The organism is Pseudomonas synxantha BG33R (genome assembly GCF_000263715.2).
GTDB lineage: Bacteria > Pseudomonadota > Gammaproteobacteria > Pseudomonadales > Pseudomonadaceae > Aquipseudomonas > Aquipseudomonas synxantha_A.
Window position 1 is genome coordinate 5644691 of the sequence record NZ_CM001514.1, and the last position, 25748, is coordinate 5670438.

The 25748-nt window shown below is 55.3% G+C and carries 20 protein-coding genes, 6 tRNA genes and 3 rRNA genes; 7 read left to right on the top strand and 22 right to left on the bottom strand.

The window, feature by feature from the left end; translation table 11 throughout:
- Positions 1-38 precede the first annotated feature (38 nt).
- The 20 genes from rpoB to tyrS form a co-directional block, all read right to left on the bottom strand.
- Entirely contained in the window at positions 39-4112 is a 4074-nt protein-coding gene (rpoB, locus tag PSEBG33_RS02930; protein ID WP_005791983.1) for a DNA-directed RNA polymerase subunit beta, read from the bottom strand.
- A 219-nt stretch (positions 4113-4331) separates the two neighbouring features.
- Positions 4332-4697: a 50S ribosomal protein L7/L12 gene (rplL, locus tag PSEBG33_RS02925; RefSeq protein WP_005791984.1), complete on the bottom strand. Its 366-nt coding sequence runs from the start codon at positions 4695-4697 to the stop codon at positions 4332-4334.
- A gap of 78 nt (positions 4698-4775) precedes the next feature.
- Positions 4776-5276, bottom strand: coding sequence for a 50S ribosomal protein L10 (gene rplJ / locus PSEBG33_RS02920; RefSeq protein WP_003232405.1), 501 nt, complete (start codon positions 5274-5276; stop codon positions 4776-4778).
- 199 nt (positions 5277-5475) lie between these two features.
- Positions 5476-6171, bottom strand: coding sequence for a 50S ribosomal protein L1 (rplA, locus tag PSEBG33_RS02915; RefSeq protein WP_003176434.1), 696 nt, complete (start codon positions 6169-6171; stop codon positions 5476-5478).
- Complete coding sequence (gene rplK, locus PSEBG33_RS02910; protein WP_003176435.1) at positions 6171-6602, bottom strand: 50S ribosomal protein L11; 432 nt, start codon at positions 6600-6602, stop codon at positions 6171-6173. The genes rplA and rplK overlap by 1 nt, the downstream gene beginning before the upstream one ends.
- 117 nt (positions 6603-6719) lie before the next feature.
- Positions 6720-7253, bottom strand: a complete 534-nt coding sequence (gene nusG / locus PSEBG33_RS02905) for a transcription termination/antitermination protein NusG (RefSeq protein WP_003176436.1) — start codon at positions 7251-7253, stop codon at positions 6720-6722.
- A 9-nt stretch (positions 7254-7262) separates the two neighbouring features.
- Complete coding sequence (gene secE / locus PSEBG33_RS02900; RefSeq protein WP_005791990.1) at positions 7263-7631, bottom strand: preprotein translocase subunit SecE; 369 nt, start codon at positions 7629-7631, stop codon at positions 7263-7265.
- Positions 7632-7676: 45 nt separating this feature from the next.
- Positions 7677-7752, bottom strand: a tRNA-Trp gene (locus PSEBG33_RS02895).
- A gap of 163 nt (positions 7753-7915) precedes the next feature.
- Positions 7916-7991 (bottom strand) — tRNA-Thr (locus PSEBG33_RS02890).
- 26 nt (positions 7992-8017) lie between these two features.
- A tRNA-Gly gene (locus PSEBG33_RS02885) sits at positions 8018-8091 on the bottom strand.
- A gap of 24 nt (positions 8092-8115) precedes the next feature.
- Positions 8116-8200 (bottom strand) — tRNA-Tyr (locus PSEBG33_RS02880).
- 142 nt (positions 8201-8342) lie between these two features.
- Positions 8343-8789, bottom strand: a complete 447-nt coding sequence (locus PSEBG33_RS02875) for a hypothetical protein (protein WP_005791992.1) — start codon at positions 8787-8789, stop codon at positions 8343-8345.
- 7 nt (positions 8790-8796) lie between these two features.
- On the bottom strand, positions 8797-9546 hold the full coding sequence (locus PSEBG33_RS02870; RefSeq protein ID WP_005791994.1) for a pantothenate kinase: 750 nt from the start codon (positions 9544-9546) through the stop codon (positions 8797-8799).
- Positions 9536-10495, bottom strand: a complete 960-nt coding sequence (gene birA, locus PSEBG33_RS02865; RefSeq protein ID WP_005791996.1) for a bifunctional biotin--[acetyl-CoA-carboxylase] ligase/biotin operon repressor BirA — start codon at positions 10493-10495, stop codon at positions 9536-9538. The genes PSEBG33_RS02870 and birA overlap by 11 nt, the downstream gene beginning before the upstream one ends.
- A 166-nt stretch (positions 10496-10661) precedes the next feature.
- Positions 10662-10777 (bottom strand): 5S ribosomal RNA (rrf, locus tag PSEBG33_RS02860).
- A gap of 156 nt (positions 10778-10933) precedes the next feature.
- A 23S ribosomal RNA gene (locus tag PSEBG33_RS02855) occupies positions 10934-13825 on the bottom strand.
- A gap of 247 nt (positions 13826-14072) precedes the next feature.
- Positions 14073-14148: transfer RNA gene (locus PSEBG33_RS02850), tRNA-Ala, on the bottom strand.
- 30 nt (positions 14149-14178) lie between these two features.
- Positions 14179-14255, bottom strand: a tRNA-Ile gene (locus PSEBG33_RS02845).
- An 81-nt stretch (positions 14256-14336) separates the two neighbouring features.
- Positions 14337-15873, bottom strand: a 16S ribosomal RNA gene (locus PSEBG33_RS02840).
- Together the 16S, 23S and 5S rRNA genes with 2 tRNA genes alongside form the textbook arrangement of a ribosomal RNA operon.
- Before the next feature lie 496 nt (positions 15874-16369).
- Entirely contained in the window at positions 16370-17569 is a 1200-nt protein-coding gene (gene tyrS / locus PSEBG33_RS02835; protein ID WP_005791998.1) for a tyrosine--tRNA ligase, read from the bottom strand.
- 208 nt (positions 17570-17777) lie between these two features.
- On the opposite strand from tyrS, the gene PSEBG33_RS02830 reads away from it, so the two are divergent.
- Together PSEBG33_RS02830 and PSEBG33_RS02825 are read left to right on the top strand one after the other, a co-directional pair.
- Entirely contained in the window at positions 17778-19190 is a 1413-nt protein-coding gene (locus PSEBG33_RS02830) for a peptidoglycan DD-metalloendopeptidase family protein (protein WP_005792000.1), read from the top strand.
- Positions 19191-19193: 3 nt separating this feature from the next.
- Positions 19194-20285, top strand: a complete 1092-nt coding sequence (locus tag PSEBG33_RS02825) for an anhydro-N-acetylmuramic acid kinase (RefSeq protein ID WP_005792002.1) — start codon at positions 19194-19196, stop codon at positions 20283-20285.
- Between the two features lie 69 nt (positions 20286-20354).
- Here the strand turns inward: PSEBG33_RS02825 and erpA are convergent, their stop codons facing one another.
- Together erpA and argC are read right to left on the bottom strand one after the other, a co-directional pair.
- Entirely contained in the window at positions 20355-20705 is a 351-nt protein-coding gene (gene erpA / locus PSEBG33_RS02820; RefSeq protein ID WP_003176443.1) for an iron-sulfur cluster insertion protein ErpA, read from the bottom strand.
- A 164-nt stretch (positions 20706-20869) separates the two neighbouring features.
- Positions 20870-21904: an N-acetyl-gamma-glutamyl-phosphate reductase gene (gene argC, locus PSEBG33_RS02815; RefSeq protein WP_005792005.1), complete on the bottom strand. Its 1035-nt coding sequence runs from the start codon at positions 21902-21904 to the stop codon at positions 20870-20872.
- A gap of 134 nt (positions 21905-22038) precedes the next feature.
- Here argC and hemJ point away from each other — a divergent pair, with 134 nt between their 5' ends.
- The 5 genes from hemJ to PSEBG33_RS02790 all read left to right on the top strand — a co-directional run bounded on the left by hemJ (position 22039) and on the right by PSEBG33_RS02790 (position 25722).
- On the top strand, positions 22039-22467 hold the full coding sequence (gene hemJ, locus PSEBG33_RS02810) for a protoporphyrinogen oxidase HemJ (protein WP_005792007.1): 429 nt from the start codon (positions 22039-22041) through the stop codon (positions 22465-22467).
- Positions 22468-22492: 25 nt separating this feature from the next.
- Complete coding sequence (locus PSEBG33_RS02805; RefSeq protein WP_005792009.1) at positions 22493-23455, top strand: NAD(P)H-dependent flavin oxidoreductase; 963 nt, start codon at positions 22493-22495, stop codon at positions 23453-23455.
- Between the two features lie 68 nt (positions 23456-23523).
- Positions 23524-24486, top strand: a complete 963-nt coding sequence (locus PSEBG33_RS02800; RefSeq protein ID WP_005792011.1) for a DUF805 domain-containing protein — start codon at positions 23524-23526, stop codon at positions 24484-24486.
- A 63-nt stretch (positions 24487-24549) separates the two neighbouring features.
- Positions 24550-25338 carry an SDR family NAD(P)-dependent oxidoreductase gene (locus tag PSEBG33_RS02795; protein WP_005792013.1) on the top strand — a complete coding sequence of 263 codons (789 nt, stop codon included), beginning with the start codon at positions 24550-24552 and terminating at the stop codon, positions 25336-25338.
- A gap of 45 nt (positions 25339-25383) precedes the next feature.
- On the top strand, positions 25384-25722 hold the full coding sequence (locus PSEBG33_RS02790; protein WP_005792015.1) for a histidine triad nucleotide-binding protein: 339 nt from the start codon (positions 25384-25386) through the stop codon (positions 25720-25722).
- Positions 25723-25748 lie beyond the last annotated feature (26 nt).

Consider the following 25748-nt stretch of genomic DNA (forward strand, 5'->3'; position numbering starts at 1 on the left):
GCGGACCAAACGGCCACGCTCTCGATTCGCGTCACGTGTTATTCGGTTTCCAGATCGATATCGATGCCGAGGGAACGAATTTCTTTGATCAACACGTTGAAGGACTCGGGCATGCCCGGCTCCATACGGTGATCGCCGTCCACGATGTTTTTGTACATCTTGGTACGACCGTTCACATCGTCCGACTTCACTGTGAGCATTTCTTGCAGAGTGTATGCAGCACCGTATGCTTCCAGTGCCCAGACCTCCATCTCCCCGAAACGCTGACCACCGAACTGAGCCTTACCACCCAGCGGCTGCTGGGTAACCAGGCTGTACGAACCAGTAGAACGAGCGTGCATCTTGTCGTCTACCAAGTGGTTCAGCTTCAGCATGTACATGTAGCCAACAGTAACCGGGCGCTCGAACTTGTTGCCGGTACGACCGTCGAACAGCTGCATCTGGCCGCTTTCCGGCAGGTCTGCCAGTTTCAGCATGGCCTTGATTTCGCTTTCCTTGGCACCGTCGAACACCGGGGTAGCCATTGGAACGCCGCCGCGCAGGTTCTTCGCCAGATCCAGGATTTCCTGGTCGGAGAAGGTATCCAGCTCTTCGTTGCGACCGCCGATCTCGTTGTAGATCTCGTGCAGGAACTTGCGCAGGTCTGCGACCTTGCGCTGCTCTTCGATCATACGGTTGATCTTCTCGCCCAGACCTTTGGCCGCGAGGCCCAGGTGGGTTTCAAGGATCTGACCAACGTTCATACGCGAAGGTACGCCCAACGGGTTGAGGACGACGTCGACCGGGGTGCCATTGGCATCGTGCGGCATGTCTTCAACCGGCATGATCACGGAGACCACACCTTTGTTACCGTGACGACCGGCCATCTTGTCGCCCGGCTGGATGCGGCGACGGATTGCCAGGTAAACCTTGACGATTTTCAGCACGCCTGGAGCCAGGTCATCGCCCTGCTGCAGTTTGCGCTTCTTGTCTTCGAACTTGTCGTCCAGCAGACGGCGGCGATCAACGATGTAGGCCTGGGCCTTCTCGAGCTGCTCGTTCAGAGCGTCTTCAGCCATGCGCAGTTTGAACCACTGGCCGTGCTCAAGACCGTCGAGAACTTCGTCGGTGATGTCCTGACCTTTCTTCAGACCTGCGCCGCCTTCGGCCTTGTGGCCTACCAGAGCGGAGCGCAGGCGTTCGAAGGTCGCGCCTTCAACGATACGGAACTCTTCGTTCAGATCCTTGCGGATCTCGTCGAGCTGGGTCTTCTCGATGGACAGTGCACGAGCATCACGCTCAACGCCGTCACGGGTGAAGACTTGTACGTCGATGACAGTACCCTTGGTACCGGTAGGTACACGCAGGGAGGTGTCTTTAACGTCGCTGGCTTTTTCACCGAAGATGGCACGCAGCAGCTTCTCTTCCGGAGTCAGTTGGGTCTCGCCTTTCGGAGTGACCTTACCCACCAGGATGTCGCCTGCGCCAACTTCAGCACCTACGTAAACGATACCGGCTTCGTCCAGCTTGTTCAGTGCAGCTTCACCCACGTTCGGGATGTCTGCAGTGATTTCCTCAGGACCAAGCTTGGTGTCACGTGCCACACAGGTCAGTTCCTGAATGTGGATCGTGGTGAAGCGGTCTTCTTGAACCACACGCTCGGACAGGCAGATGGAGTCTTCGAAGTTGAAGCCGTTCCATGCCATGAACGCGATGCGCATGTTCTGACCCAGAGCCAGTTCACCCATGTCGGTGGACGGGCCATCGGCCATGATGTCGCTACGCTGAACGCGATCACCCTTGCTCACCAGCGGACGCTGGTTGATGCAGGTGTTCTGGTTCGAGCGGGTGTATTTGGTCAGGTTGTAGATGTCGACACCGGCTTCGCCAGTTTCAACTTCGTCATCGGCAACACGAACCACGATACGGCTGGCATCAACGGAGTCGATAACGCCGCCACGACGAGCCACGACGCAAACGCCGGAGTCACGGGCTACGTTCCGCTCCATGCCGGTACCTACCAGCGGCTTGTCAGCACGCAGGGTCGGTACAGCTTGACGCTGCATGTTGGAACCCATCAACGCACGGTTGGCGTCATCGTGCTCCAGGAACGGGATCAGCGACGCAGCAACCGAAACTACCTGCTTCGGAGAAACGTCCATCAAGGTGACGTCTTCCGGCGCCTTGACGGTGAACTCGTTCAAGTGACGAACAGCTACCAGCTCGTCGATCAGGACTTTCTTGTCGTTCATCGTGGCCGAAGCCTGAGCGATCACGTGATCAGCTTCTTCGATGGCGGACAGGAACACGATCTCGTCGGTGACCAGAGCGTCTTTCACCACACGGTACGGGCTCTCGAGGAAGCCATACTGGTTGGTACGCGCATAAGCGGCCAGGGAGTTGATCAGACCGATGTTCGGACCTTCCGGCGTTTCGATCGGGCAAACACGACCGTAGTGCGTCGGGTGTACGTCACGAACTTCGAAGCCAGCACGCTCACGGGTCAGACCGCCCGGGCCCAGTGCGGATACACGGCGCTTGAGGGTGATCTCGGACAGCGGGTTGTTCTGGTCCATGAACTGGGAAAGCTGGCTGGAACCGAAGAACTCTTTCACTGCCGCGGCCACTGGCTTGGCGTTGATCAGGTCTTGCGGCATCAGGCCTTCGCTTTCAGCCATCGACAGACGCTCTTTGACCGCGCGCTCAACACGCACCAGGCCAACGCGGAACTGGTTCTCGGCCATTTCGCCTACGCAGCGAACACGACGGTTACCCAGGTGGTCGATGTCATCGACGATGCCTTTGCCGTTACGGATGTCGACCAGCGTCTTCAGTACCGCGACGATGTCTTCCTTGCACAGCACGCCCGAACCTTCGATCTCGGTACGACCGATACGACGGTTGAACTTCATCCGGCCGACCGCAGACAGGTCATAGCGCTCAGGGCTGAAGAACAGGTTGTTGAACAGGGTTTCGGCAGCGTCTTTGGTTGGTGGCTCGCCAGGACGCATCATGCGATAGATCTCGACCAGCGCTTCCAATTGGTTGCTGGTGGAGTCGATCTTCAGAGTGTCGGAGATGAACGGACCGCAGTCGATATCGTTGGTGTACAGGGTCTCGATGCGAACAACCTGGGCCTTGGCGATTTTCGCCAGGATCTCGGTGTTCAGCTCGGTATTGCACTCAGCCAGGATTTCGCCTGTAGCCGGGTGAACGATGACCTTGGCGGTCGTGCGACCCAGAACGTAGTCCAGAGGCACTTCCAGCTCTTTGATACCGGCCTTTTCGATCTGGTTGATGTGGCGCGCAGTGATACGACGGCCAGCCTCAACGATGACCTTGCCCTTCTCATCCTGGATGTCCAGGACGGCAATTTCACCACGCAGACGCGAAGCGATCAGCTCCAGCTTGAGGGTTTCATCCTTCAGGCTGAATACGTTGGTGGTATAGAACGCGTCCAGCACTTGCTCAGTGGTATAGCCGAGCGCGCGCAGCAGTACCGAGGCCGGCAGCTTGCGACGACGGTCGATACGCACGAATACGCAGTCTTTCGGGTCGAACTCGAAGTCCAACCACGAACCGCGGTACGGAATGATCCGCGCGGAGTACAGGAGTTTGCCGGAGCTGTGCGTCTTGCCGCGGTCGTGGTCGAAGAACACGCCCGGGGAACGGTGCAGCTGGGAAACGATTACACGCTCGGTACCGTTGATAACGAAGGTACCGTTTTCAGTCATCAATGGGATTTCGCCCATGTAGACTTCTTGCTCTTTGATGTCCTTGATCGCTTTGTTCGACGATTCTTTGTCGAAAATGATCAGACGGACTTTTACCCGCAACGGTACGGCGTACGTAACGCCACGCAACACGCATTCTTTGACATCAAATGCCGGTTCGCCCAGGCGATAACCGACGTACTCCAGCGCAGCATTGCCGGAGTAGCTGATGATCGGGAAAACGGATTTGAAGGCCGCATGCAGGCCCACGTCGCGGAACTGATCTTTGGTCGCTCCCGCCTGCAAGAATTCACGATACGAATCCAGCTGGATAGCCAGAAGGTACGGGACATCCATGACGTCCGGCAACTTGCTAAAGTCCTTGCGGATACGTTTTTTCTCAGTATATGAGTAAGCCATCAGCGTTCCCCAGCTTGGTCACCTGCTTGTTTGGCCCCTCCGACGGGAGCAGCCAGAAAATCTTGCAAACCCCATGGTTTGCACCACCGCTTCGGGTGGCTACAGCGCGTTAATGGCGGCGACCGAGTCGACAGCCAAGAACGGAAAAAGGCCGGTGGCAAGAGCCACCAGCCATCAGCCTTCAGCTTAACGCTTGGGCTGGAGACGCAAGGTCGATGCTTACTTCAGCTCGACTTTAGCGCCTGCTTCTTCCAGAGTAGCTTTGGCTTTGTCAGCTGCGTCTTTGGCAACAGCTTCCAGAACCATGGCAGGAGCGCCGTCAACTACAGCCTTGGCTTCTTTCAGGCCCAGACCGGTCAGTTCACGTACTGCCTTGATCACGTTTACTTTCTTCTCGCCAGCTTCGGTCAGCATGACGTTGAATTCGGTTTGCTCTTCAACAACGGCAGCAGCAGCAGCTGGGCCAGCGGAAGCAGCGGCAGCGGAAACGCCGAATTTTTCTTCGAAAGCTTTGATCAGCTCAACAACCTGCAGAACCGACATTTCAGCTACGGCGTTGAGGATATCGTCTTGGGAGATAGACATTGCTGTATTTCCTGAATTGGGGGACGGCCTACGCGGCCATCGAAATAAACAAAAATACGCGAGAGAAGTTGCTCAGCTTTAGGCTGCGGCAGCTTCTTTTTGCTCGCGAACTGCAGCCAGAGTACGAGCCAGCTTGCTGGTAGCGCCTTGAATCACGCTCATCAGCTGCGAAATGGCTTCGTCGCGGGTCGGCAGTGTTGCCAGTACGTCGATTTGGTTAGCTGCGAGGAACTTGCCCTCGAACGCAGCTGCCTTGATCTCGAACTTATCCTGACTCTTGGCGAACTCTTTGAACAAACGGGCAGCAGCGCCTGGATGGTCCTTGGAGAACGCGATCAGAGTCGGGCCAGTGAACACGTCGTTGAGAACACTGTATTCAGTGTCCGCAACAGCGCGCTTGAGCAGGGTGTTACGTACAACACGTACGTATACGCCAGCTTCACGAGCCTCTTTACGGAGTCCGGTCATAGCGCCTACTGTCACACCACGGGCATCAGCCACGACAGCGGACAGAGCAGCTTTGGCAGCCTCGTTGACTTCAGCGACGATGGCCTTCTTGTCTTCGAGATTAATTGCCACGGGTTTAACTCCTGCTTGTTACCGTTTCATCTGGCCGAGGCCGGATGTCGTTTTGGTGTCTGATTCGGTAAGGAACCGGGAGCACCATCTGCGTAGGCTTGTTGGTTTAAGACTTGCGTCGCCTACGGTCTTGGATAGCCCCCGCCAGGCAGGGACCCCAATCTTTCAATTGGCGCAATCGCTTGCGCCAATTTGTGTCTTATACGTCCAGCGAGCCTTGGTCGATGACCAGACCTGGGCCCATAGTGGTGCTCAGGGTAACGCGCTTGACGTAGATGCCTTTCGAGGAAGCTGGCTTGATACGCTTCAGATCAGCGATCAGGGCTTCAACGTTTTCCTTCAGCTTGACGGCGTCGAAGCCGACCTTGCCAACGGAGGTGTGAATGATGCCGTTTTTGTCGGTGCGATAACGAACCTGACCAGCCTTGGCGTTTTTAACCGCGGTAGCTACGTCTGGCGTTACGGTGCCGACTTTAGGGTTAGGCATCAGGCCACGTGGACCCAGGATCTGACCCAACTGACCTACAACGCGCATTGCATCCGGGGAAGCAATAACGACGTCATAGTTCAGGTCGCCGCCTTTCATTTCGGCAGCCAGGTCGTCCATACCAACGCGATCAGCGCCGGCAGCCAGAGCAGCTTCAGCCGCCGGGCCCTGAGTGAAGACAGCAACACGTACAGTCTTGCCAGTACCGTGTGGCAGCACAGTAGCGCTACGAACGACCTGGTCGGATTTACGCGGGTCAACACCCAGGTTCACAGCAACGTCAACAGACTCGCTGAACTTGACAGTCGACAGCTCGGTCAGCAGAGCAGCAGCGTCTACGAAGTTGTAGGACTTGCCTGCTTCGATTTTGCCGGCGATAGCCTTTTGGCGCTTGGTCAGCTTAGCCATTACACACCCTCCACGTTAAGGCCCATGCTACGAGCAGAACCGGCGATGGTACGCACGGCTGCATCCATATCAGCTGCAGTCAGATCCGCGTTTTTGGTTTTCGCGATTTCTTCCAGCTGAGCACGAGTTACAGTGCCAACCTTAACGGTGTTCGGACGAGCGGAACCGCTAGTCAGACCAGCAGCTTTCTTCAACAAAACCGAAGCCGGGGTCGACTTGGTTTCGAAAGTAAAGCTACGGTCGCTATATACAGTGATGATCACTGGAGTCGGCAGACCTGGCTCAAGACCCTGAGTACGGGCGTTGAAGGCCTTGCAGAATTCCATGATGTTCACGCCGTGCTGACCCAGAGCTGGACCGACGGGTGGGCTAGGGTTGGCCTGAGCGGCCTTCACTTGCAGCTTGATGTAAGCGGTAATCTTCTTGGCCATGAGGCACTCCAATTACGGGTTCAAACGCCTAAAAAGGCTCCCCGGTTACTTGCGCGTTTATCCCAGTGACGACAAAACCCCACAGCCTAAGGCTGCGGGGTTGGGATGCTTTTTCAGCTAGACCTTCTCGACCTGGCTGAACTCCAACTCTACCGGAGTAGAGCGACCGAAAATGAGCACTGCCACTTGGATCCGGCTCTTTTCGTAGTTAACTTCTTCGACGGTGCCATTGAAATCAGCGAACGGACCATCTGTAACACGAACAACCTCACCCGGCTCGAACAATGTCTTCGGCTTGGGTTTGTCGCTACCGTCAGCAACACGACGCAGAATTGCTTCTGCCTCCTTGTCAGTGATCGGAGCAGGCTTATCAGCAGTACCGCCAATGAAACCCATGACACGAGGAGTGTCCTTGACCAAGTGCCAAGTACCTTCATTCATGTCCATCTGTACCAGCACGTAGCCAGGGAAGAACTTGCGCTCACTCTTGCGCTTCTGGCCATTCCGCATTTCAACCACTTCTTCAGTGGGAACCAGAATTTCGCCGAAGCCATCTTCCATGCCTGCCAGCTTTACGCGCTCCAGCAAAGAGCGCATAACATGCTTCTCGTAACCCGAGTAAGCATGCACAACGTACCAACGCTTAGCCACGGGACACCCTTAGCCAACAATCAAGGAAACAAGCCAGCCGAGCAGGGAATCGAGCCCCCACAACAGCAACGCCATAACCAGAACAACAGCCACAACAATCAATGTGGTCTGCGTGGTTTCTTGGCGAGTCGGCCAAACGACTTTACGAATTTCGGTGCGAGCTTCCTTCACCAGGACCGCGAAAGACTTGCCTTTGGCAGTCTGCAGGCCTACAAAGGCAGCTACAGCAGCGAGGGCGAGCAATGCGAGGACACGGTACAGGATCGGCGAAGCAGAATAGTACTGATTGCCAACAACGCCTACGACCACCAAGGCGACTACAGCGAGCCACTTGAACAGATCGAAACGAGAGCTTTGAGCTTCAGCCTTAGGAGTCATCTATGAAGATCCTGTGAAAAGAAAGCCAGACACACCACGTGAATCTGGCAGGTCAGGAGGGAATCGAACCCCCAACCTACGGTTTTGGAGACCGTCGCTCTGCCAATTGAGCTACTGACCTAAAACAAAATCAGGCCGACCATTATGCAGGCCTGAAAAAGACTTTACAACAACCAACCCCAACAGACTTGAAATCACCTGACAATCTCAGCCAGACATAACACGATACAAGCCGAGGCAGCTGTTAAAACAAAGGCAGATATTTTCATATCTGCCTTGTTATATGGAGCTCTTGAGCGGATTTGAACCGCTGACCTCACCCTTACCAAGGGTGTGCTCTACCAACTGAGCTACAAGAGCAAAACACCTTGCACAACCTGCAAACTTGGAGCGGGTAGCGGGAATCGAACCCGCATCATCAGCTTGGAAGGCTGAGGTTCTACCACTAAACTATACCCGCGGAGCTTGCAGCTCACGCTAAAAATGGTGGAGGGGGAAGGATTCGAACCTTCGAAGTCGTAGACGTCAGATTTACAGTCTGATCCCTTTGGCCGCTCGGGAACCCCTCCTAAGCGAGCCGGCATTCTACATCACGCCGACCTTCTGTCAAGCATTTTCTCATTAAAAATATGAGGTTAGCTGCGTTGACCTTCGATTCGCGCTGAAGCCCTTAAAGGTCTTCACTGCGAAGCGGGCGCCATTCTATGCAAACTATTCGAGAGTTGCAATGCCTTCGCACAGCATTATTTTATGTTTTAACTCATTGAATTCATTAGCAAGGCTTTCAAAGGGCAGATCGTCAGCCAAGCGCCTACTCTCAGGGGCTACTCGCAACCAGTAACCCGAGGCTTCAGGCGCGCTCAACAATTGAAGCCTGACCCTTATGTCCAAGCTTGTCAGCCGCTGCTCGAGAGAGAGCGCCTGGTGACGATCCGAGAAACCACCAATGTACAGACAGGTGCTTTGTGCATCAGCCCCCCTTGCTCGATCACGCCGCGCCACCGTGTCGGCAGACTCACTCAGGAGCCGAATATCTTGCTGCGTTCCACGATAGAGACTCAACGGTGTGACGTCCTTGGCACGCAATGGCGCTTCTTGCTGATGCCAGACGTAGTAGAAAACATTGAGGACAAGTAAAAGCAAAAACAGCCAGCGCATAATCACCTCAAGACAAAGGACACGCCATTGCCAAACCAACAAACACAAGGTCCGGGACCAAACAAGCCTGAGGCGCAGCATCCCTCACCAGGTCGGCATCCCCACCCGTCAGGAAGACAGTGAAATCCTCGCCCCAATAGCCTCGCGCCAATTCAAGCTGGGTCAACACGAACCCTCTTAGCATAAGCGTACAACCGCGCTCGACAGCCTCTACGGTCGTCCGCCCAGGAGAGAGACGCTCAAGAGCTCTCTCAGCCGCGGCATCGTCATAACGTATCTTGCGCGTATGGGTTCGCAACTGATTGCGCATAAGTGGCAAGCCCGGGCAAATAAACCCACCCAAGTGCTCACCATCCACATCAATAAAGTCTGCGGTCGCCGCCGTACCAAAATCGAGCACTACGCATGCGCCGGACGCTAACTTATATGCCCCCAGCATCGCCAACCAACGATCCAGCCCAAGCCGCTCGAACTCTTCGTAGCCATTGCGCACACCGGCCATTTGTCGCGCGGAACCCGCACAGGAAACGGTAACGCCAAATGCCTTCACCAACGCCGCTACCAGCTTGTCGGTTTCCTCAAGCGCTCGAACACTCACTAACCGACAACGCGTGAGCAGAAGGCCAGGAAGCGCTATCAGGCTCTCAATCAACGCATTATCCGAACCCACCACGCCTTCGGCGGAGACACTTGCATCACTCGCCTCAAGCACGCGCCACTTTATGAAGCTGTTCCCACAGTCGAGCTCAAGAATCATCACGCAACCTCAGGCTTAACTCACCACCGCTGTATATTTTCTCGACGCCATCGACATTCAAGCGCAACGCGCCCTGATGATCCACGCCCAACACCACCCCATCAATCTGGGTAACACCCGCAACGAGAGACACAGGCTTGCCCTGCCACAAGTGATGCCGCTCCCACTCATCTTGCAGCCCGGCAAAACCGGCAGTCTTATGTCGATCCAGATAGCCTTGCAACTGCATCCCCAGACGCGCCACCAATTGGTTGCGATCAATAGCAGAACCGGTCTCGAGCTGAATTGAAGTCCATTGCTGATCCACATCATCGGCTTTCTGCATATTCACATTGATGCCTATCCCTAGGACAACGTGACAGATATCCGCAGGATCCCCCACCAGCTCCAGCAAGATGCCAGAAATTTTCTTGCTCCCGACCAAGACGTCGTTTGGCCATTTCAAAGCCGCGCCCTGTACACCGGTCTCACGCAACGCCTGCATAACGGCTAAGCCAACTACGAGACTCAACCCCTCCAACTGTCGCAGACCACCTTCAATGCGCAGCACGAGGCTGTAGTAGACATTTTGCGCAAACGGACTGACCCATTTTCGACCACGCCTTCCCCTACCAGCCGTCTGCTGCTCCGCCAGTACGACAAAGGGGGCTGCGCACCCTGAGTCAACAAGACGCAAAGCTTCGGCGTTAGTGGAGTCGATGGAATCGAAAATATGAACTGGCCAGGTTAAAGAGGCCGTATTCAGGGAAATTTGCTCTGCACTCAAGAACACCAACGGCGCAGCCAATTGATACCCACGACCTCGGACCTTATGAATGGGCAGCCCTAACTCTGCCTCAAGATGCTGAAGCTGCTTCCACACAGCGCTGCGACTGACGCCCAGGGCGGCGCCAAGCGCTTCTCCAGAATGGAATCGACCGTCTTTCAGTAGTTTCAACAACATCAGCATGCAAATATCGCCTCACAATGAGGCACGCATAATAGCCATGCGTAAGGTCATTGCATAGAAACGCCGGGCGTTTGCACCCAGGACATGAGCGGTGGTTTTTTAGTTTTTTCGACCGCCCAAAACAAAACCCCTGTTTGCGTTAGCAAACAGGGGTTTCGGAATTTAATCTTGACGATGACCTACTCTCACATGGGGAAACCCCACACTACCATCGGCGATGCATCGTTTCACTGCTGAGTTCGGGATGGGATCAGGTGGTTCCAATGCTCTATGGTCGTCAAGAAATTCGGGTACTGAGTCGTGACCAGCTGGTCTCGCTTCAGCAAATTGGGTATGTGACAGCTTTCGGTGTTTTGTGAGCGTCGAACTTTCGGTTCATTGCGTCTTCACACACCGCAATCTGATGCTCTTTCGAGAAACAAATTGCTTGGGTGTTATATGGTCAAGCCTCACGGGCAATTAGTATTGGTTAGCTCAACGCCTCACAGCGCTTACACACCCAACCTATCAACGTCGTAGTCTTCGACGGCCCTTCAGGGAACTCAAGGTTCCAGTGAGATCTCATCTTGAGGCTAGTTTCCCGCTTAGATGCTTTCAGCGGTTATCTATTCCGAACATAGCTACCCGGCAATGCCACTGGCGTGACAACCGGAACACCAGAGGTTCGTCCACTCCGGTCCTCTCGTACTAGGAGCAGCCCCTCTCAAATCTCAAACGTCCACGGCAGATAGGGACCGAACTGTCTCACGACGTTCTAAACCCAGCTCGCGTACCACTTTAAATGGCGAACAGCCATACCCTTGGGACCGGCTTCAGCCCCAGGATGTGATGAGCCGACATCGAGGTGCCAAACACCGCCGTCGATATGAACTCTTGGGCGGTATCAGCCTGTTATCCCCGGAGTACCTTTTATCCGTTGAGCGATGGCCCTTCCATACAGAACCACCGGATCACTAAGACCTACTTTCGTACCTGCTCGACGTGTCTGTCTCGCAGTCAAGCGCGCTTTTGCCTTTATACTCTACGACCGATTTCCGACCGGTCTGAGCGCACCTTCGTACTCCTCCGTTACTCTTTAGGAGGAGACCGCCCCAGTCAAACTACCCACCATACACTGTCCTCGATCCGGATAACGGACCTGAGTTAGAACCTCAAAGTTGCCAGGGTGGTATTTCAAGGTTGGCTCCACGCAGACTGGCGTCCACGCTTCAAAGCCTCCCACCTATCCTACACAAGCAAATTCAAAGTCCAGTGCAAAGCTATAGTAAAGGTTCACGGGGTCTTTCCGTCTAGCCGCGGATACACTGCATCTTCACAGCGATTTCAATTTCACTGAGTCTCGGGTGGAGACAGCGCCGCCATCGTTACGCCATTCGTGCAGGTCGGAACTTACCCGACAAGGAATTTCGCTACCTTAGGACCGTTATAGTTACGGCCGCCGTTTACCGGGGCTTCGATCAAGAGCTTCGCGTTAGCTAACCCCATCAATTAACCTTCCGGCACCGGGCAGGCGTCACACCCTATACGTCCACTTTCGTGTTTGCAGAGTGCTGTGTTTTTAATAAACAGTCGCAGCGGCCTGGTATCTTCGACCGGCATGAGCTTACGGAGCAAGTCCTTCACCCTCACCGGCGCACCTTCTCCCGAAGTTACGGTGCCATTTTGCCTAGTTCCTTCACCCGAGTTCTCTCAAGCGCCTTGGTATTCTCTACCCAACCACCTGTGTCGGTTTGGGGTACGGTTCCTGGTTACCTGAAGCTTAGAAGCTTTTCTTGGAAGCATGGCATCAACCACTTCGTTAACTAAAAGTTAACTCGTCATCAGCTCTCGGCCTTAGAATCCCGGATTTACCTAAGATTCCAGCCTACCACCTTAAACTTGGACAACCAACGCCAAGCTGGCCTAGCCTTCTCCGTCCCTCCATCGCAATAACCAGAAGTACAGGAATATTAACCTGTTTTCCATCGACTACGCTTTTCAGCCTCGCCTTAGGGACCGACTAACCCTGCGTCGATTAACGTTGCGCAGGAAACCTTGGTCTTTCGGCGTGGGTGTTTTTCACACCCATTGTCGTTACTCATGTCAGCATTCGCACTTCTGATACCTCCAGCAAGCTTCTCAACTCACCTTCACAGGCTTACAGAACGCTCCTCTACCGCATCACTTACGTGATACCCGTAGCTTCGGTGTATGGTTTGAGCCCCGTTACATCTTCCGCGCAGGCCGACTCGACTAGTGAGCTATTACGCTTTCTTTAAAGGGTGGCTGCTTCTAAGCCAACCTCCTAGCTGTCTAAGCCTTCCCACATCGTTTCCCACTTAACCATAACTTTGGGACCTTAGCTGACGGTCTGGGTTGTTTCCCTTTTCACGACGGACGTTAGCACCCGCCGTGTGTCTCCCATGCTCGGCACTTGTAGGTATTCGGAGTTTGCATCGGTTTGGTAAGTCGGGATGACCCCCTAGCCGAAACAGTGCTCTACCCCCTACAGTGATACATGAGGCGCTACCTAAATAGCTTTCGAGGAGAACCAGCTATCTCCGAGCTTGATTAGCCTTTCACTCCGATCCACAGGTCATCCGCTAACTTTTCAACGGTAGTCGGTTCGGTCCTCCAGTTAGTGTTACCCAACCTTCAACCTGCCCATGGATAGATCGCCCGGTTTCGGGTCTATTCCCAGCGACTAGACGCCCTATTAAGACTCGCTTTCGCTACGCCTCCCCTATTCGGTTAAGCTCGCCACTGAAAATAAGTCGCTGACCCATTATACAAAAGGTACGCAGTCACCCAACAAAGTGGGCTCCCACTGCTTGTACGCATACGGTTTCAGGATCTATTTCACTCCCCTCTCCGGGGTTCTTTTCGCCTTTCCCTCACGGTACTAGTTCACTATCGGTCAGTCAGTAGTATTTAGCCTTGGAGGATGGTCCCCCCATATTCAGACAAAGTTTCTCGTGCTCCGTCCTACTCGATTTCATGACTAAGAGATTTTCGCGTACAGGGCTATCACCCACTATGGCCGCACTTTCCAGAGCGTTCCGCTAATCTCAAAGCCACTTAAGGGCTAGTCCCCGTTCGCTCGCCACTACTAAGGGAATCTCGGTTGATTTCTTTTCCTCAGGGTACTTAGATGTTTCAGTTCCCCTGGTTCGCCTCTTGCACCTATGTATTCAGTACAAGATAACCATCTTATGATGGCTGGGTTCCCCCATTCAGACATCTCCGGATCAAAGTCTGTTTGCCGACTCCCCGAAGCTTTTCGCAGGCTACCACGTCTTTCATCGCCTCTGACTGCCAAGGCATCCACCGTATGCGCTTCTTCACTTGACCATATAACCCCAAGCAATCTGGTTATACTGTGAAGACAACATTCGCCGAAAATTCGAATTTCTCGATTAAGAGAACTCACAAATTTTACCTTAGCCTGATCCGTTACCAGTGAAAGTAACGTTCAGTCTATCTTTCTATCACATACCCAAATTTTTAAAGAACGAACTAGTCAAAGACTAGAAATCAACATTCACCATCACAACGATGGAATGCTCATTTCTAAGCTTTATACAAACAGAAGCAGTAGTGGTGGAGCCAAACGGGATCGAACCGTTGACCTCCTGCGTGCAAGGCAGGCGCTCTCCCAGCTGAGCTATGGCCCCGTATTTCTACAGGCGTTTCCCACACAAAATTGGTGGGTCTGGGCAGATTCGAACTGCCGACCTCACCCTTATCAGGGGTGCGCTCTAACCAACTGAGCTACAGACCCAATTTCGGGCTGCTTCTTTCGTCTTCTTCAATGAATCAAGCAATTCGTGTGGGAACTTATGGAGCAGCTGATGTCGTCGATTAAGGAGGTGATCCAGCCGCAGGTTCCCCTACGGCTACCTTGTTACGACTTCACCCCAGTCATGAATCACACCGTGGTAACCGTCCTCCCGAAGGTTAGACTAGCTACTTCTGGTGCAACCCACTCCCATGGTGTGACGGGCGGTGTGTACAAGGCCCGGGAACGTATTCACCGCGACATTCTGATTCGCGATTACTAGCGATTCCGACTTCACGCAGTCGAGTTGCAGACTGCGATCCGGACTACGATCGGTTTTATGGGATTAGCTCCACCTCGCGGCTTGGCAACCCTCTGTACCGACCATTGTAGCACGTGTGTAGCCCAGGCCGTAAGGGCCATGATGACTTGACGTCATCCCCACCTTCCTCCGGTTTGTCACCGGCAGTCTCCTTAGAGTGCCCACCATGACGTGCTGGTAACTAAGGACAAGGGTTGCGCTCGTTACGGGACTTAACCCAACATCTCACGACACGAGCTGACGACAGCCATGCAGCACCTGTCTCAATGTTCCCGAAGGCACCAATCTATCTCTAGAAAGCTCATTGGATGTCAAGGCCTGGTAAGGTTCTTCGCGTTGCTTCGAATTAAACCACATGCTCCACCGCTTGTGCGGGCCCCCGTCAATTCATTTGAGTTTTAACCTTGCGGCCGTACTCCCCAGGCGGTCAACTTAATGCGTTAGCTGCGCCACTAAAAGCTCAAGGCTTCCAACGGCTAGTTGACATCGTTTACGGCGTGGACTACCAGGGTATCTAATCCTGTTTGCTCCCCACGCTTTCGCACCTCAGTGTCAGTATTAGTCCAGGTGGTCGCCTTCGCCACTGGTGTTCCTTCCTATATCTACGCATTTCACCGCTACACAGGAAATTCCACCACCCTCTACCATACTCTAGTCAGTCAGTTTTGAATGCAGTTCCCAGGTTGAGCCCGGGGATTTCACATCCAACTTAACAAACCACCTACGCGCGCTTTACGCCCAGTAATTCCGATTAACGCTTGCACCCTCTGTATTACCGCGGCTGCTGGCACAGAGTTAGCCGGTGCTTATTCTGTCGGTAACGTCAAAATTGCAGAGTATTAATCTACAACCCTTCCTCCCAACTTAAAGTGCTTTACAATCCGAAGACCTTCTTCACACACGCGGCATGGCTGGATCAGGCTTTCGCCCATTGTCCAATATTCCCCACTGCTGCCTCCCGTAGGAGTCTGGACCGTGTCTCAGTTCCAGTGTGACTGATCATCCTCTCAGACCAGTTACGGATCGTCGCCTTGGTGAGCCATTACCCCACCAACTAGCTAATCCGACCTAGGCTCATCTGATAGCGCAAGGCCCGAAGGTCCCCTGCTTTCTCCCGTAGGACGTATGCGGTATTAGCGTCCGTTTCCGAACGTTATCCCCCACTACCAGGCAGATTCCTAGGCATTACTCACCCGTCCGCCGCTCTCAAGAGAAGCAAGCTTCTCTCTACCGCTCGACTTGCATGTGTTAGGCCTGCCGCCAGCGTTCAATCTGAGCCATGATCAAACTCTTCAGTTCAAACATCTTTGGGTTTTTAAGAAACCCTAAACTTGGCTCAGCAATCGTTGGTTACATCTTTGATTTCTCGCGGAGTAACTTGTGATGCTGATAATCTTGTTGACTATCAGTCTGACTCCACAAGCACCCACACGAATTGCTTGATTCAGTTGTTAAAGAGCGGTTGGTTAAGATCTTTCGTCTCAACCGAGGCGCGCATTCTACAGCAGCCTCATTTGCTGTCAAGTGATTATTTTCAGAAGCTTTCGAAGATTTCTTCAACAACTTCAACCACTTGCGCTTAAGATCTCTCCGAAGCGGGAGGCGAATTCTACAGCGTTACACGCTGCTGTCAACACCTCTTTTTCAACTTCCTTTTGGCTTCGATGAACTGAAGCAACTTGCTGTCGAAAACTGCGTAACTCATTGTTTACCAAGGAGTTTTCCGTTTCGACTGCGCCGGAAGTGGGGCGAATTATAGACAGATATAATTCGCCGTCAACATCTATTTTCAGACTTATTCGGATTTGAGCGTAATTCGCGCGAACGCCTTCTTGCCCGCCTGACAAACGTGCGTGGCGCCCAGCTCATATATAAATGTGCGATCAACCACTTCACCATCTATACGTACACCACCCGACCCCAAGAGATCACGAGCGACCGCCGAGTTCTTCACCAAGCCCGCCTTATTAAGGACAGCCGCGATCGGCATAGCCTCGGCAGCGGTCAGTTCAATCTCAGGCAGATCATCCGGCAGCTCACCATCCTTCATACGGTTACCAGCGGCACGATGCGCACTGGCAGCCGCCTCTTCGCCATGGAAGCGCGCGACAATCTCCTCCGCCAGCTTGATCTTCACATCACGCGGATTGGCGCCTGCCTCTACGTCCGCACGCAACGCATTGATTTCGTCCATCGAGCGGAAGCTCAACAGCTCGAAGTAACGCCACATCAACGCATCAGGAATGGAAACCAGCTTGCCGTACATTACGCCCGGCGCCTCCTGGATACCAACATAGTTACCCAGGGACTTGGACATCTTCTTGACACCATCCAACCCTTCCAGCAACGGCATAGTCAGAATGCACTGAGCCTCCTGACCGTATGCGCGCTGCAACTCACGCCCCATCAGCAGGTTGAACTTCTGATCGGTACCGCCCAACTCCACATCCGCACGCAGCGCCACCGAGTCATACCCCTGGACCAATGGGTAGAGGAACTCATGAATCGCGATCGGCTGATTGGTGGAGTAGCGCTTGTCGAAGTCATCGCGCTCGAGCATACGTGCCACGGTGTACTGGGAGGTCAGGCGAATAAAGTCTGCCGGCCCCATCTTGTCCATCCAGGTGGAGTTGAATGCCACCTCGGTCTTGGCCGGATCAAGGATCTTGAACACTTGGGTCTTGTAGGTCTCGGCATTATCGAGAACCTGCTCACGAGTCAGCGGCGGGCGCGTAGCACTCTTGCCGCTGGGATCACCGATCATTCCCGTGAAGTCACCGATAAGAAAGATGACTTGGTGGCCCAACTCCTGGAACTGACGCAGCTTATTAATAAGCACGGTATGACCCAGGTGCAGATCCGGCGCAGTCGGATCAAAGCCAGCCTTGATACGCAGGGGCTGGCCACGCTTAAGCTTTTCGATCAGCTCAGCTTCAACCAACAGTTCTTCCGCACCACGTTTTATCAGCGCTAGCTGCTCTTCAACCGACTTCATAACAGACCCGCAAGGCTCAGATTCAAAAGGGAACCAACCATACAAGATCAGGGACTAATTACAAGTTTTGCCCTGCGCACGGACACCATTCAGCGAGCCCAGCATTCGCGAGCTTGCGCCACAGATGATTTGGTTATATTTTATACAGTTATTTCATCTTCATCATGTCATTCATCTTTTCCATTTCATCTTCAAAGTCAAATTACCTATGACCACTGAACCGTCTAAAGCGCCGCCGCTTTACCCGAAGACCCACCTGCTCGCCGCAAGTGGTATCGCCGCCCTTCTCAGCCTGGCACTGCTGGTATTCCCTTCCAGTGACGTAGAAGCCAAACGAACATCCCTGAGCCTTGATCTGGAAAGCCCAGTTGAACAACTGACACAAGATCAAGACGCTTCCGACGCCCAACAAGCCACAAACACTGCAACTGAATCACCTTTCGCACAGATCGAAAGCGCTCCCGAAGACACCCAGCAAGCCGCCCAGGAAGCACCTGCGGCAGCTGCCGCAAAGAATCCCCAGCATCGCGAAGTCATCGTGGGCAAAGGCGACACGCTATCCACCCTGTTCGAAAAGGTTGGGCTGCCTGCCACCGCTGTCAATGAAGTGCTGGCCAGTGATAAGCAAGCCAAGCAATTCACCCAGCTCAAACGCGGCCAGAAGCTTGAATTTGAACTGACGCCAGACGGCCAGTTGAACAACCTGCACACTAGCCTCAGCGACCTGGAAAGCATCAGCCTGAGCAAAGGTGCTAAAGGCTTCGCCTTCAACCGCATCACCACCAAGCCGGTTATGCGCTCCGCCTACGTACACGGGGTGATCAACAGCTCCTTGTCACAATCGGCTGCCCGCGCCGGCCTGTCCCACAGCATGACCATGGACATGGCCAGCGTATTTGGCTATGACATCGACTTCGCTCAGGACATCCGCCAGGGCGACGAATTCGATGTGATCTACGAACAGAAAGTGGCCAACGGCAAAGTGGTGGGCACTGGCAACATTCTTTCTGCGCGCTTCACCAACCGCGGCAAAACCTACACAGCCGTTCGCTACACAAACAAACAAGGCAATAGCAGCTATTACACGGCCGACGGCAATAGCATGCGCAAGGCCTTCATCCGTACGCCCGTGGACTTCGCCCGTATTAGCTCGCGTTTCTCCATGGGCCGCAAGCATCCAATTCTGAACAAAATTCGCGCACACAAGGGTGTGGACTATGCCGCTCCGCGTGGCACGCCCATCAAGGCGGCGGGCGACGGCAAGGTACTGCTGGCGGGGCGCCGGGGTGGTTACGGCAATACGGTGATCATCCAGCACGGCAACACTTACCGTACGCTATACGGCCACATGCAAGGGTTCGCCAAGGGCGTCAAAACCGGCGGCAACGTGAAGCAAGGTCAAGTGATCGGCTACATCGGCACCACCGGCCTGTCCACCGGACCGCACTTGCATTATGAGTTCCAGGTCAACGGCGTACACGTCGACCCCCTGGGTCAAAAACTGCCAATGGCCGATCCGATCGCCAAGGCCGAACGCGCACGCTTCATGCAACAGAGCCAGCCGTTGATGGCACGGATGGATCAAGAGCGCTCTACCTTGCTGGCTTCGGCGAAGCGTTAAGGTATGCCGCTCTATATCGGTGTGATGTCCGGAACCAGCCTTGATGGACTGGATATCGCCCTTATCGAACAAGGTGCGGCGATCAAGCTGATCGCCACGCACTACATCCCGATGCCAGACACCTTGCGGGCTGAACTGCTGAGCCTGTGCGCCAGCGGCCCGGATGAAATCGCCCGCTCGGCAATCGCCCAGCAACAGTGGGTAACACTCGCCGCACAAGGCATCCGGGCCTTGCTGGAGCAAAACCGCTTCAAGCCTCAGGACATCCGCGCAATTGGCAGCCATGGGCAAACGATCCGCCATGAACCCGCTCGAAGCTTTACCGCGCAGATCGGCAACCCTGCCCTGCTCACCGAGCTGACAGGGATCAGCGTAGTCAGCGACTTCCGCAGCCGTGATGTTGCCGCCGGAGGCCAGGGAGCCCCTCTGGTTCCAGCGTTTCATGAAGCTATGTTTGGCGAGCACACTGGCAATCGCGCAGTGCTGAATATCGGCGGGTTCAGCAACCTCAGCCTCATCGAGGCGAATAAGCCTGTAGCGGGTTTCGACTGCGGTCCCGGGAATGTTCTTCTGGATGCGTGGATTCACCACCAGCGCGGTGAACACTTCGACCGCGACGGGCAATGGGCCGCCAGCGGCAAGGTTCAGCCTCAACTACTCAACGCATTGCTCAGCGACCCGTTCTTCTTGACCAAAGGCCCCAAAAGCACAGGTCGCGAAGTGTTCAATCTGGCCTGGCTGCAACAGCACCTGAGCCCGTTGCCCGTCTTTGAGCCCGAAGACGTGCAGGCCACTCTGCTGGAGCTGACGGCCCTCACCATCGTCGAATCTCTGCAAAGCGCACAGACGAGCACTGAGACGTTACTCATCTGCGGCGGCGGCGCGCACAACACGATGCTGATGAATCGGCTGACCGCGCTATTGCCTTCTACTCACGTCAGTAGCACAGCCACTTACGGGGTAGACCCGGACTGGGTCGAAGCCATGGCCTTCGCCTGGCTGGCGCACTGCTGCCTGGAAGGCATCGCCGCCAACCGCCCTAGCGTAACCGGCGCCCGTGGGTTACGGGTGCTCGGCGCCATCTACCCGGCCTAAACTAGCTTCAGACAGCAAAACGCCGCTTGACCCATAAAAGCCAAGCGGCGTTTCTGTATCCGCTAGCGATCAGATCGAGAACGAAGATCCGCAGCCACAGGTAGTGGTGGCATTAGGGTTCTTGATCACGAAACGCGAACCTTCCAGACCTTCCTGATAATCCACCTCGGCACCAGCCAGGTATTGGAAGCTCATCGGATCCACGACCAGGCTGACGCCCTCGCGCTCGACGATGGTGTCGTCATCGGCCACATCTTCATCGAAGGTAAAACCGTACTGAAACCCTGAACAACCGCCGCCCGTAACAAATACGCGCAGCTTCAAGCGATCATTACCCTCTTCATCGACCAGGCTCTTCACCTTGTGCGCAGCACCGTGGGTGAATTGCAAAGCCGTGGGGGTGAAGGATTCAACGCTCATGCTGATAATCTCCCGGCGTAGCGCCGCCATATGCGTAATGACCGGCATTATCCGCTTCTCCTAGAAAAGCGGTCAACTATTGTTACGGTATATCAATCCGTGCAGCCGCCATAAAAACACGAAAGGCCCGATCACCGGGCCTTTTGCGTAACCACCAAACTGCGTTAAGGCAACATCCCCGCATGGGCCAGGCCCAACTTCTCATCCAGACCGAACAGGATGTTCATGTTCTGCACCGCCTGGCCCGACGCGCCTTTGACCAGGTTGTCGATCACCGACAGCACCACAACCAGGTCGCCATCCTGCGGACGATGCACGGCGATACGGCACACATTGGCACCACGCACACTACGAGTCTCCGGGTGGCTGCCCGCCGGCATCACGTCGACGAACGGCTCATTGGCATAACGCTTTTCAAACAGCGCCTGCAAGTCGACCGAGCGATCAGTGACGGTTGCATAAAGCGTGGAGTGAATCCCACGGATCATTGGCGTCAGGTGCGGCACAAAGGTCAGCCCCACATCCTTGCCCGCGGCGCGACGCAACCCCTGGCGGATTTCAGGCAAGTGGCGATGGCCTTTTACCGCATAGGCTTTCATGCTTTCCGACGTTTCGGAGTACAAAGACCCCACCGCAGCACCACGACCAGCGCCGCTGACGCCCGATTTGCAGTCGGCAATCAGGCGCGACGCATCCGCCAAGCCAGCTTCCAGCAATGGCAGGAACCCCAACTGTGTCGCCGTCGGATAGCAACCTGGTACCGCAATCAGGCGTGCTTGCTTGATCTTCTCACGATTGACTTCCGGCAAGCCGTACACCGCCTCCTCCAACAACTGCGGCGCTCCATGAGGCTGACCGTACCACTTGGCCCACTCATCGGCGTCCTGCAGGCGGAAGTCGGCCGACAAGTCGATAACCTTGGTGCCGGCCGCCAGCAACTCACCGGCCAGTGCATGGGCGACACCGTGAGGCGTGGCGAAGAACACCACGTCGCACGCGCCCAGGGTCTTGATGTCCGGCACGCTGAACGCCAGGCCGTCATAGTGGCCTCGCAGGTTCGGGTACATATCGGCCAGGGCCAGCCCAGCTTCGGATCGGGAAGTGATGACCACCACCTCAGCTTGCGGATGCTGAGCCAACAGACGCAGCAATTCGACACCGGTGTAACCCGTGCCGCCGACGATACCGACCTTGACCATAAACCTGCCCTCAACGAACCCACTGGAAAGCCGTCGATAATAGGGGCCGTATCGTCCTGCGACAACCGTCAACGTGACGTACGGGCGCATGAGCCACTACTATCTTCGCTACCGTGAACCTAGGAATAACCAAAATGCTCTATCTATGGGTCAAAGCCTTCCACATCGTCAGCATCGTCTGCTGGTTTGCCGGGCTGTTCTACCTGCCGCGCCTGTTCGTCTACCACGCCCAAAGCGAAGACAGCGTCAGCAAGGAGCGCTTCAGCGTTATGGAGCGCAAACTGTACCGCGGCATCATGGGACCGGCGATGATTGCCACACTGGTCTTCGGTATCTGGATGCTGGCGCTCAACCCCGGCATTTTCCAGTCAGGCGCGTGGATGCACGCCAAACTGACCCTGGTCGTTCTGCTGATCGGCTACCACCATATGTGTGGAGCGCAGGTAAAACGCTTCGCCCGTGGCGAAAACACCCGCAGCCATGTCTTTTATCGCTGGTTCAATGAAGTACCGGTTCTGATATTGCTGGCTATCGTAATTTTGGTCGTGGTCAAACCGTTCTAGTTTCAATTACTCGGGGGAACTTCCAATGTCGCTGCCCGCTTTACTGGAACAACATCTGCGCCTACCCGTCGTGGTGGCGCCGATGTTTCTGATTTCCAATCCGCAACTGGTCCTGGCCTGCTGTCGTAATGGCGTGGTTGGCAGCTTCCCGGCGCTCAACCAGCGTGAAAGCAGTGGTTTCAGGGCCTGGCTGGAAGAAATCGAAGCGGGCTTGGCCCAGTTGGACAACCCTGCTCCCTATGCTGTGAACCTGATCGTGCACAACAGCAACCCACGGTTGGAAGCAGACCTGGCAATCTGCGTAGAGCACAAGGTACCCATCGTCATCACCAGCCTCGGCGCGGTAAAGGAACTGGTCGATGCCGTCCACAGCTACGGCGGCCTGGTGTTTCATGACGTCACCACCCGGCGACATGCCGAGAAAGCCGCTGAGGCGGGCGTCGATGGCCTGATTGCTGTAGCCGCGGGTGCCGGTGGCCACGCTGGCACCTGGAGCCCCTTCGCTCTGATTGCCGAGATTCGCCAGTTCTTTGATAAAACCCTGCTGCTGGCCGGTTGCCTCAACCACGGCCACGAAATTCTCGCCGCCCAGTTGCTGGGCGCCGACTTGGCGTATTTCGGCACGCGCTTTATCGGTACTACCGAAAGCCACGCGCCAGATGCCTATAAAGAGATGCTGCTCACGTCGCGCGCCGCCGACATCGTGCACACTCCGGCAGTCTCCGGCGTACCTGCGAGCTTTATGCGCCAGAGCCTGGAAAATGCCGGTTTCGACCTCGCCGCGCTGCAAGGCAAAGGTGAAGTCAATTTCGGTTCCAAGCTCAAACCATTGAGCGATGAGGCCAAAGCGTGGAAAACTGTATGGTCAGCGGGCCAGGGCGTCGGTGAAATCGATGATTTACCCAGCGTCGATGAACTCGTCGCCCGCCTGGATGCCGAATACCGCAAAGCACGCGAGCATGCCGCGCAACTGCGCTGGCCACGCTGACCCACTGCACGGCCCGCCGATTGGACGGGCCTGCACACCCTCCCTGATTAAGTGACAAGGATGCCCGCATGAGCGACAGCCGTTTCAAGATTGTGTTTGACGGAGCCTTGCTTCCGGGTGTCGAAAGCACCACCGCCAAGCTGAACCTCGCCGAGCTGTTCAAGAGCGATGTCGAGGCGATCGAAAAACTCTTTACCGGCCGCCCGGTCGCGCTCAAACGCGATCTTTCCCGCCCCGATGCCGAAACCTACCTGACGGCATTGAAAAACGCCGGGGTCGACGCACGCATCGAAGCCGAACAGCCCGTGGCGTTCAGCCTCGCTGAAACCCACGAGACGAGCTCCCCTGGCTCCGACTTTTCCCGCTCCGAAGCTTCGCCTTATGCCCCGCCACGCGCAGCGGTTGGCGATGACTTGCCGGAGTTCGCCACACTCAAGGTCTTCACCATCCACGGGCGCATCGGGCGCCTGCGTTATCTGGCCTGGACACTGGCGCTGACCGTCGCGTTGCTGGTAGCCGCAGGCATCATCAGTACCGTCGGCTTCGCAGTGGCGACAGCCTCGCCAACCATAGCCATCATCCTCGGCTCGCTACTGGGTTTCGCACTGTTTGTTGCTCTGGTAGTCGTGAGCGTGCAAATCGGTGTGCAACGCTTGCACGATATGGGCTGGTCTGGCTGGCTGTACTTGCTGAACCTGGTTCCAGTGGTCAATAGCGTGTTCCCTATCCTGTTGCTGGTATTGCCGGGGAACGCGGGTGCCAACCAATACGGCGCACCGCCACCACCGAACTCTACTGCGGTGAAAATCCTGGCCTCGCTGTGGCTGGCGTTTATTCCATTGATGCTCATCATCGGCCTGACCCTGGGCATGAACGGCTACCTGGATCAACTTGAAGCCAACATGGACAGCAGCTACGAAAGCAGCTCAATCACCTCCGATGAAGGCGCCGATCAAAGCGTCATCACTGATGAAGCCGCAGAGCAAAGTGCTGACGACGCAGCCGAACCTGTAGACTCTACGCAACAGTGAAGAAACGCCCGCCTGCCTGTGACGCCACTGTCACAGGCAGGCGACGTTGCGATGGAGAAAGGCATGACCCGTTACGCTCTGATCACCGGCGCCTCCAGCGGCATCGGCCTGGCTTTGGCCGAAGCGCTGGCTCGACGCGGCCGCAGCCTGATTCTCGTGGCCCGTCAACGTGATCAGTTGGAAAGCATTGCCACCGAACTGACCCAACGCTTCGGCGTCGAGGTGTTGTTTCGTGCCTGCGACTTGGGCGAGCCGCTGCGTTTGTCCGGTTTTTTGCTGGAACTCGAAGAAGGCGAGCGGCAGATCGACCTGCTGGTCAACTGCGCAGGCATCGGCACCAGCGGGCCATTTTTGGCCCAGGACTGGATGACCGAGCAAGACCTGATCGAAGTCAACATCCTGGCGCTAACCCGTATGTGCCATGCCCTCGGCAACTCCATGGCGCTGCAAGGCGGCGGGCAGATACTCAATGTCGCTTCGATCGCTGCCTTTCAGCCAGGCCCGTGGATGAGCAGCTACTACGCCAGCAAAGCTTATGTATTGCACTTCTCCGAGGGCTTGCGCGAAGAACTGAAGACCTGCGGCATCAAGGTTTCAGTGCTGTGCCCCGGCCCTACGCGCACCGCGTTCTTCGGCACTGCGCAGATGGACACCGCAAAACTCGACCGCAGCCAGCAGCTAATGAGCCCGGAGGAAGTCGCGCTCTACACCGTACGCGCGCTGGAAAAGAACAAAGCCATCATCATTCCCGGGCGCCGCAACCGCTGGCTGGCATTCAGCCCACGTTTCAGTCCACGCTGGCTGACCCGCAAGATTGCCGGCGCCATCAACAAAGCCTATTGCCCACGCTAACCGCCTGATTACACTTACCTACACTTTCACCCTGGAGAAACAGCTGTGGATACTCTGTTCACCAAGATCATCAACCGAGAAATACCCGCCAAGATTATCTATGAAGATGATCAAGTCCTCGCCTTCCACGATATCGCCCCACAGGCGCCGGTGCATTTTCTGGTTATTCCGAAAAAGCCGATTCGTACCCTCAATGACTTGACCGAGGAAGACAAAGCCCTGGCCGGCCATATTTTGTTCACCGCCCAGCGCCTGGCCGTGGAACAGGGCTGCGAAAAAGGCTTTCGTGTGGTGATGAACTGCAATGAAGACGGTGGGCAGACTGTCTACCACATCCATATGCACGTGCTGGGTCAACGTCAGATGAACTGGCCGCCGGGTTGAGTGCCCAGGGTCAAATTGACTCAGCG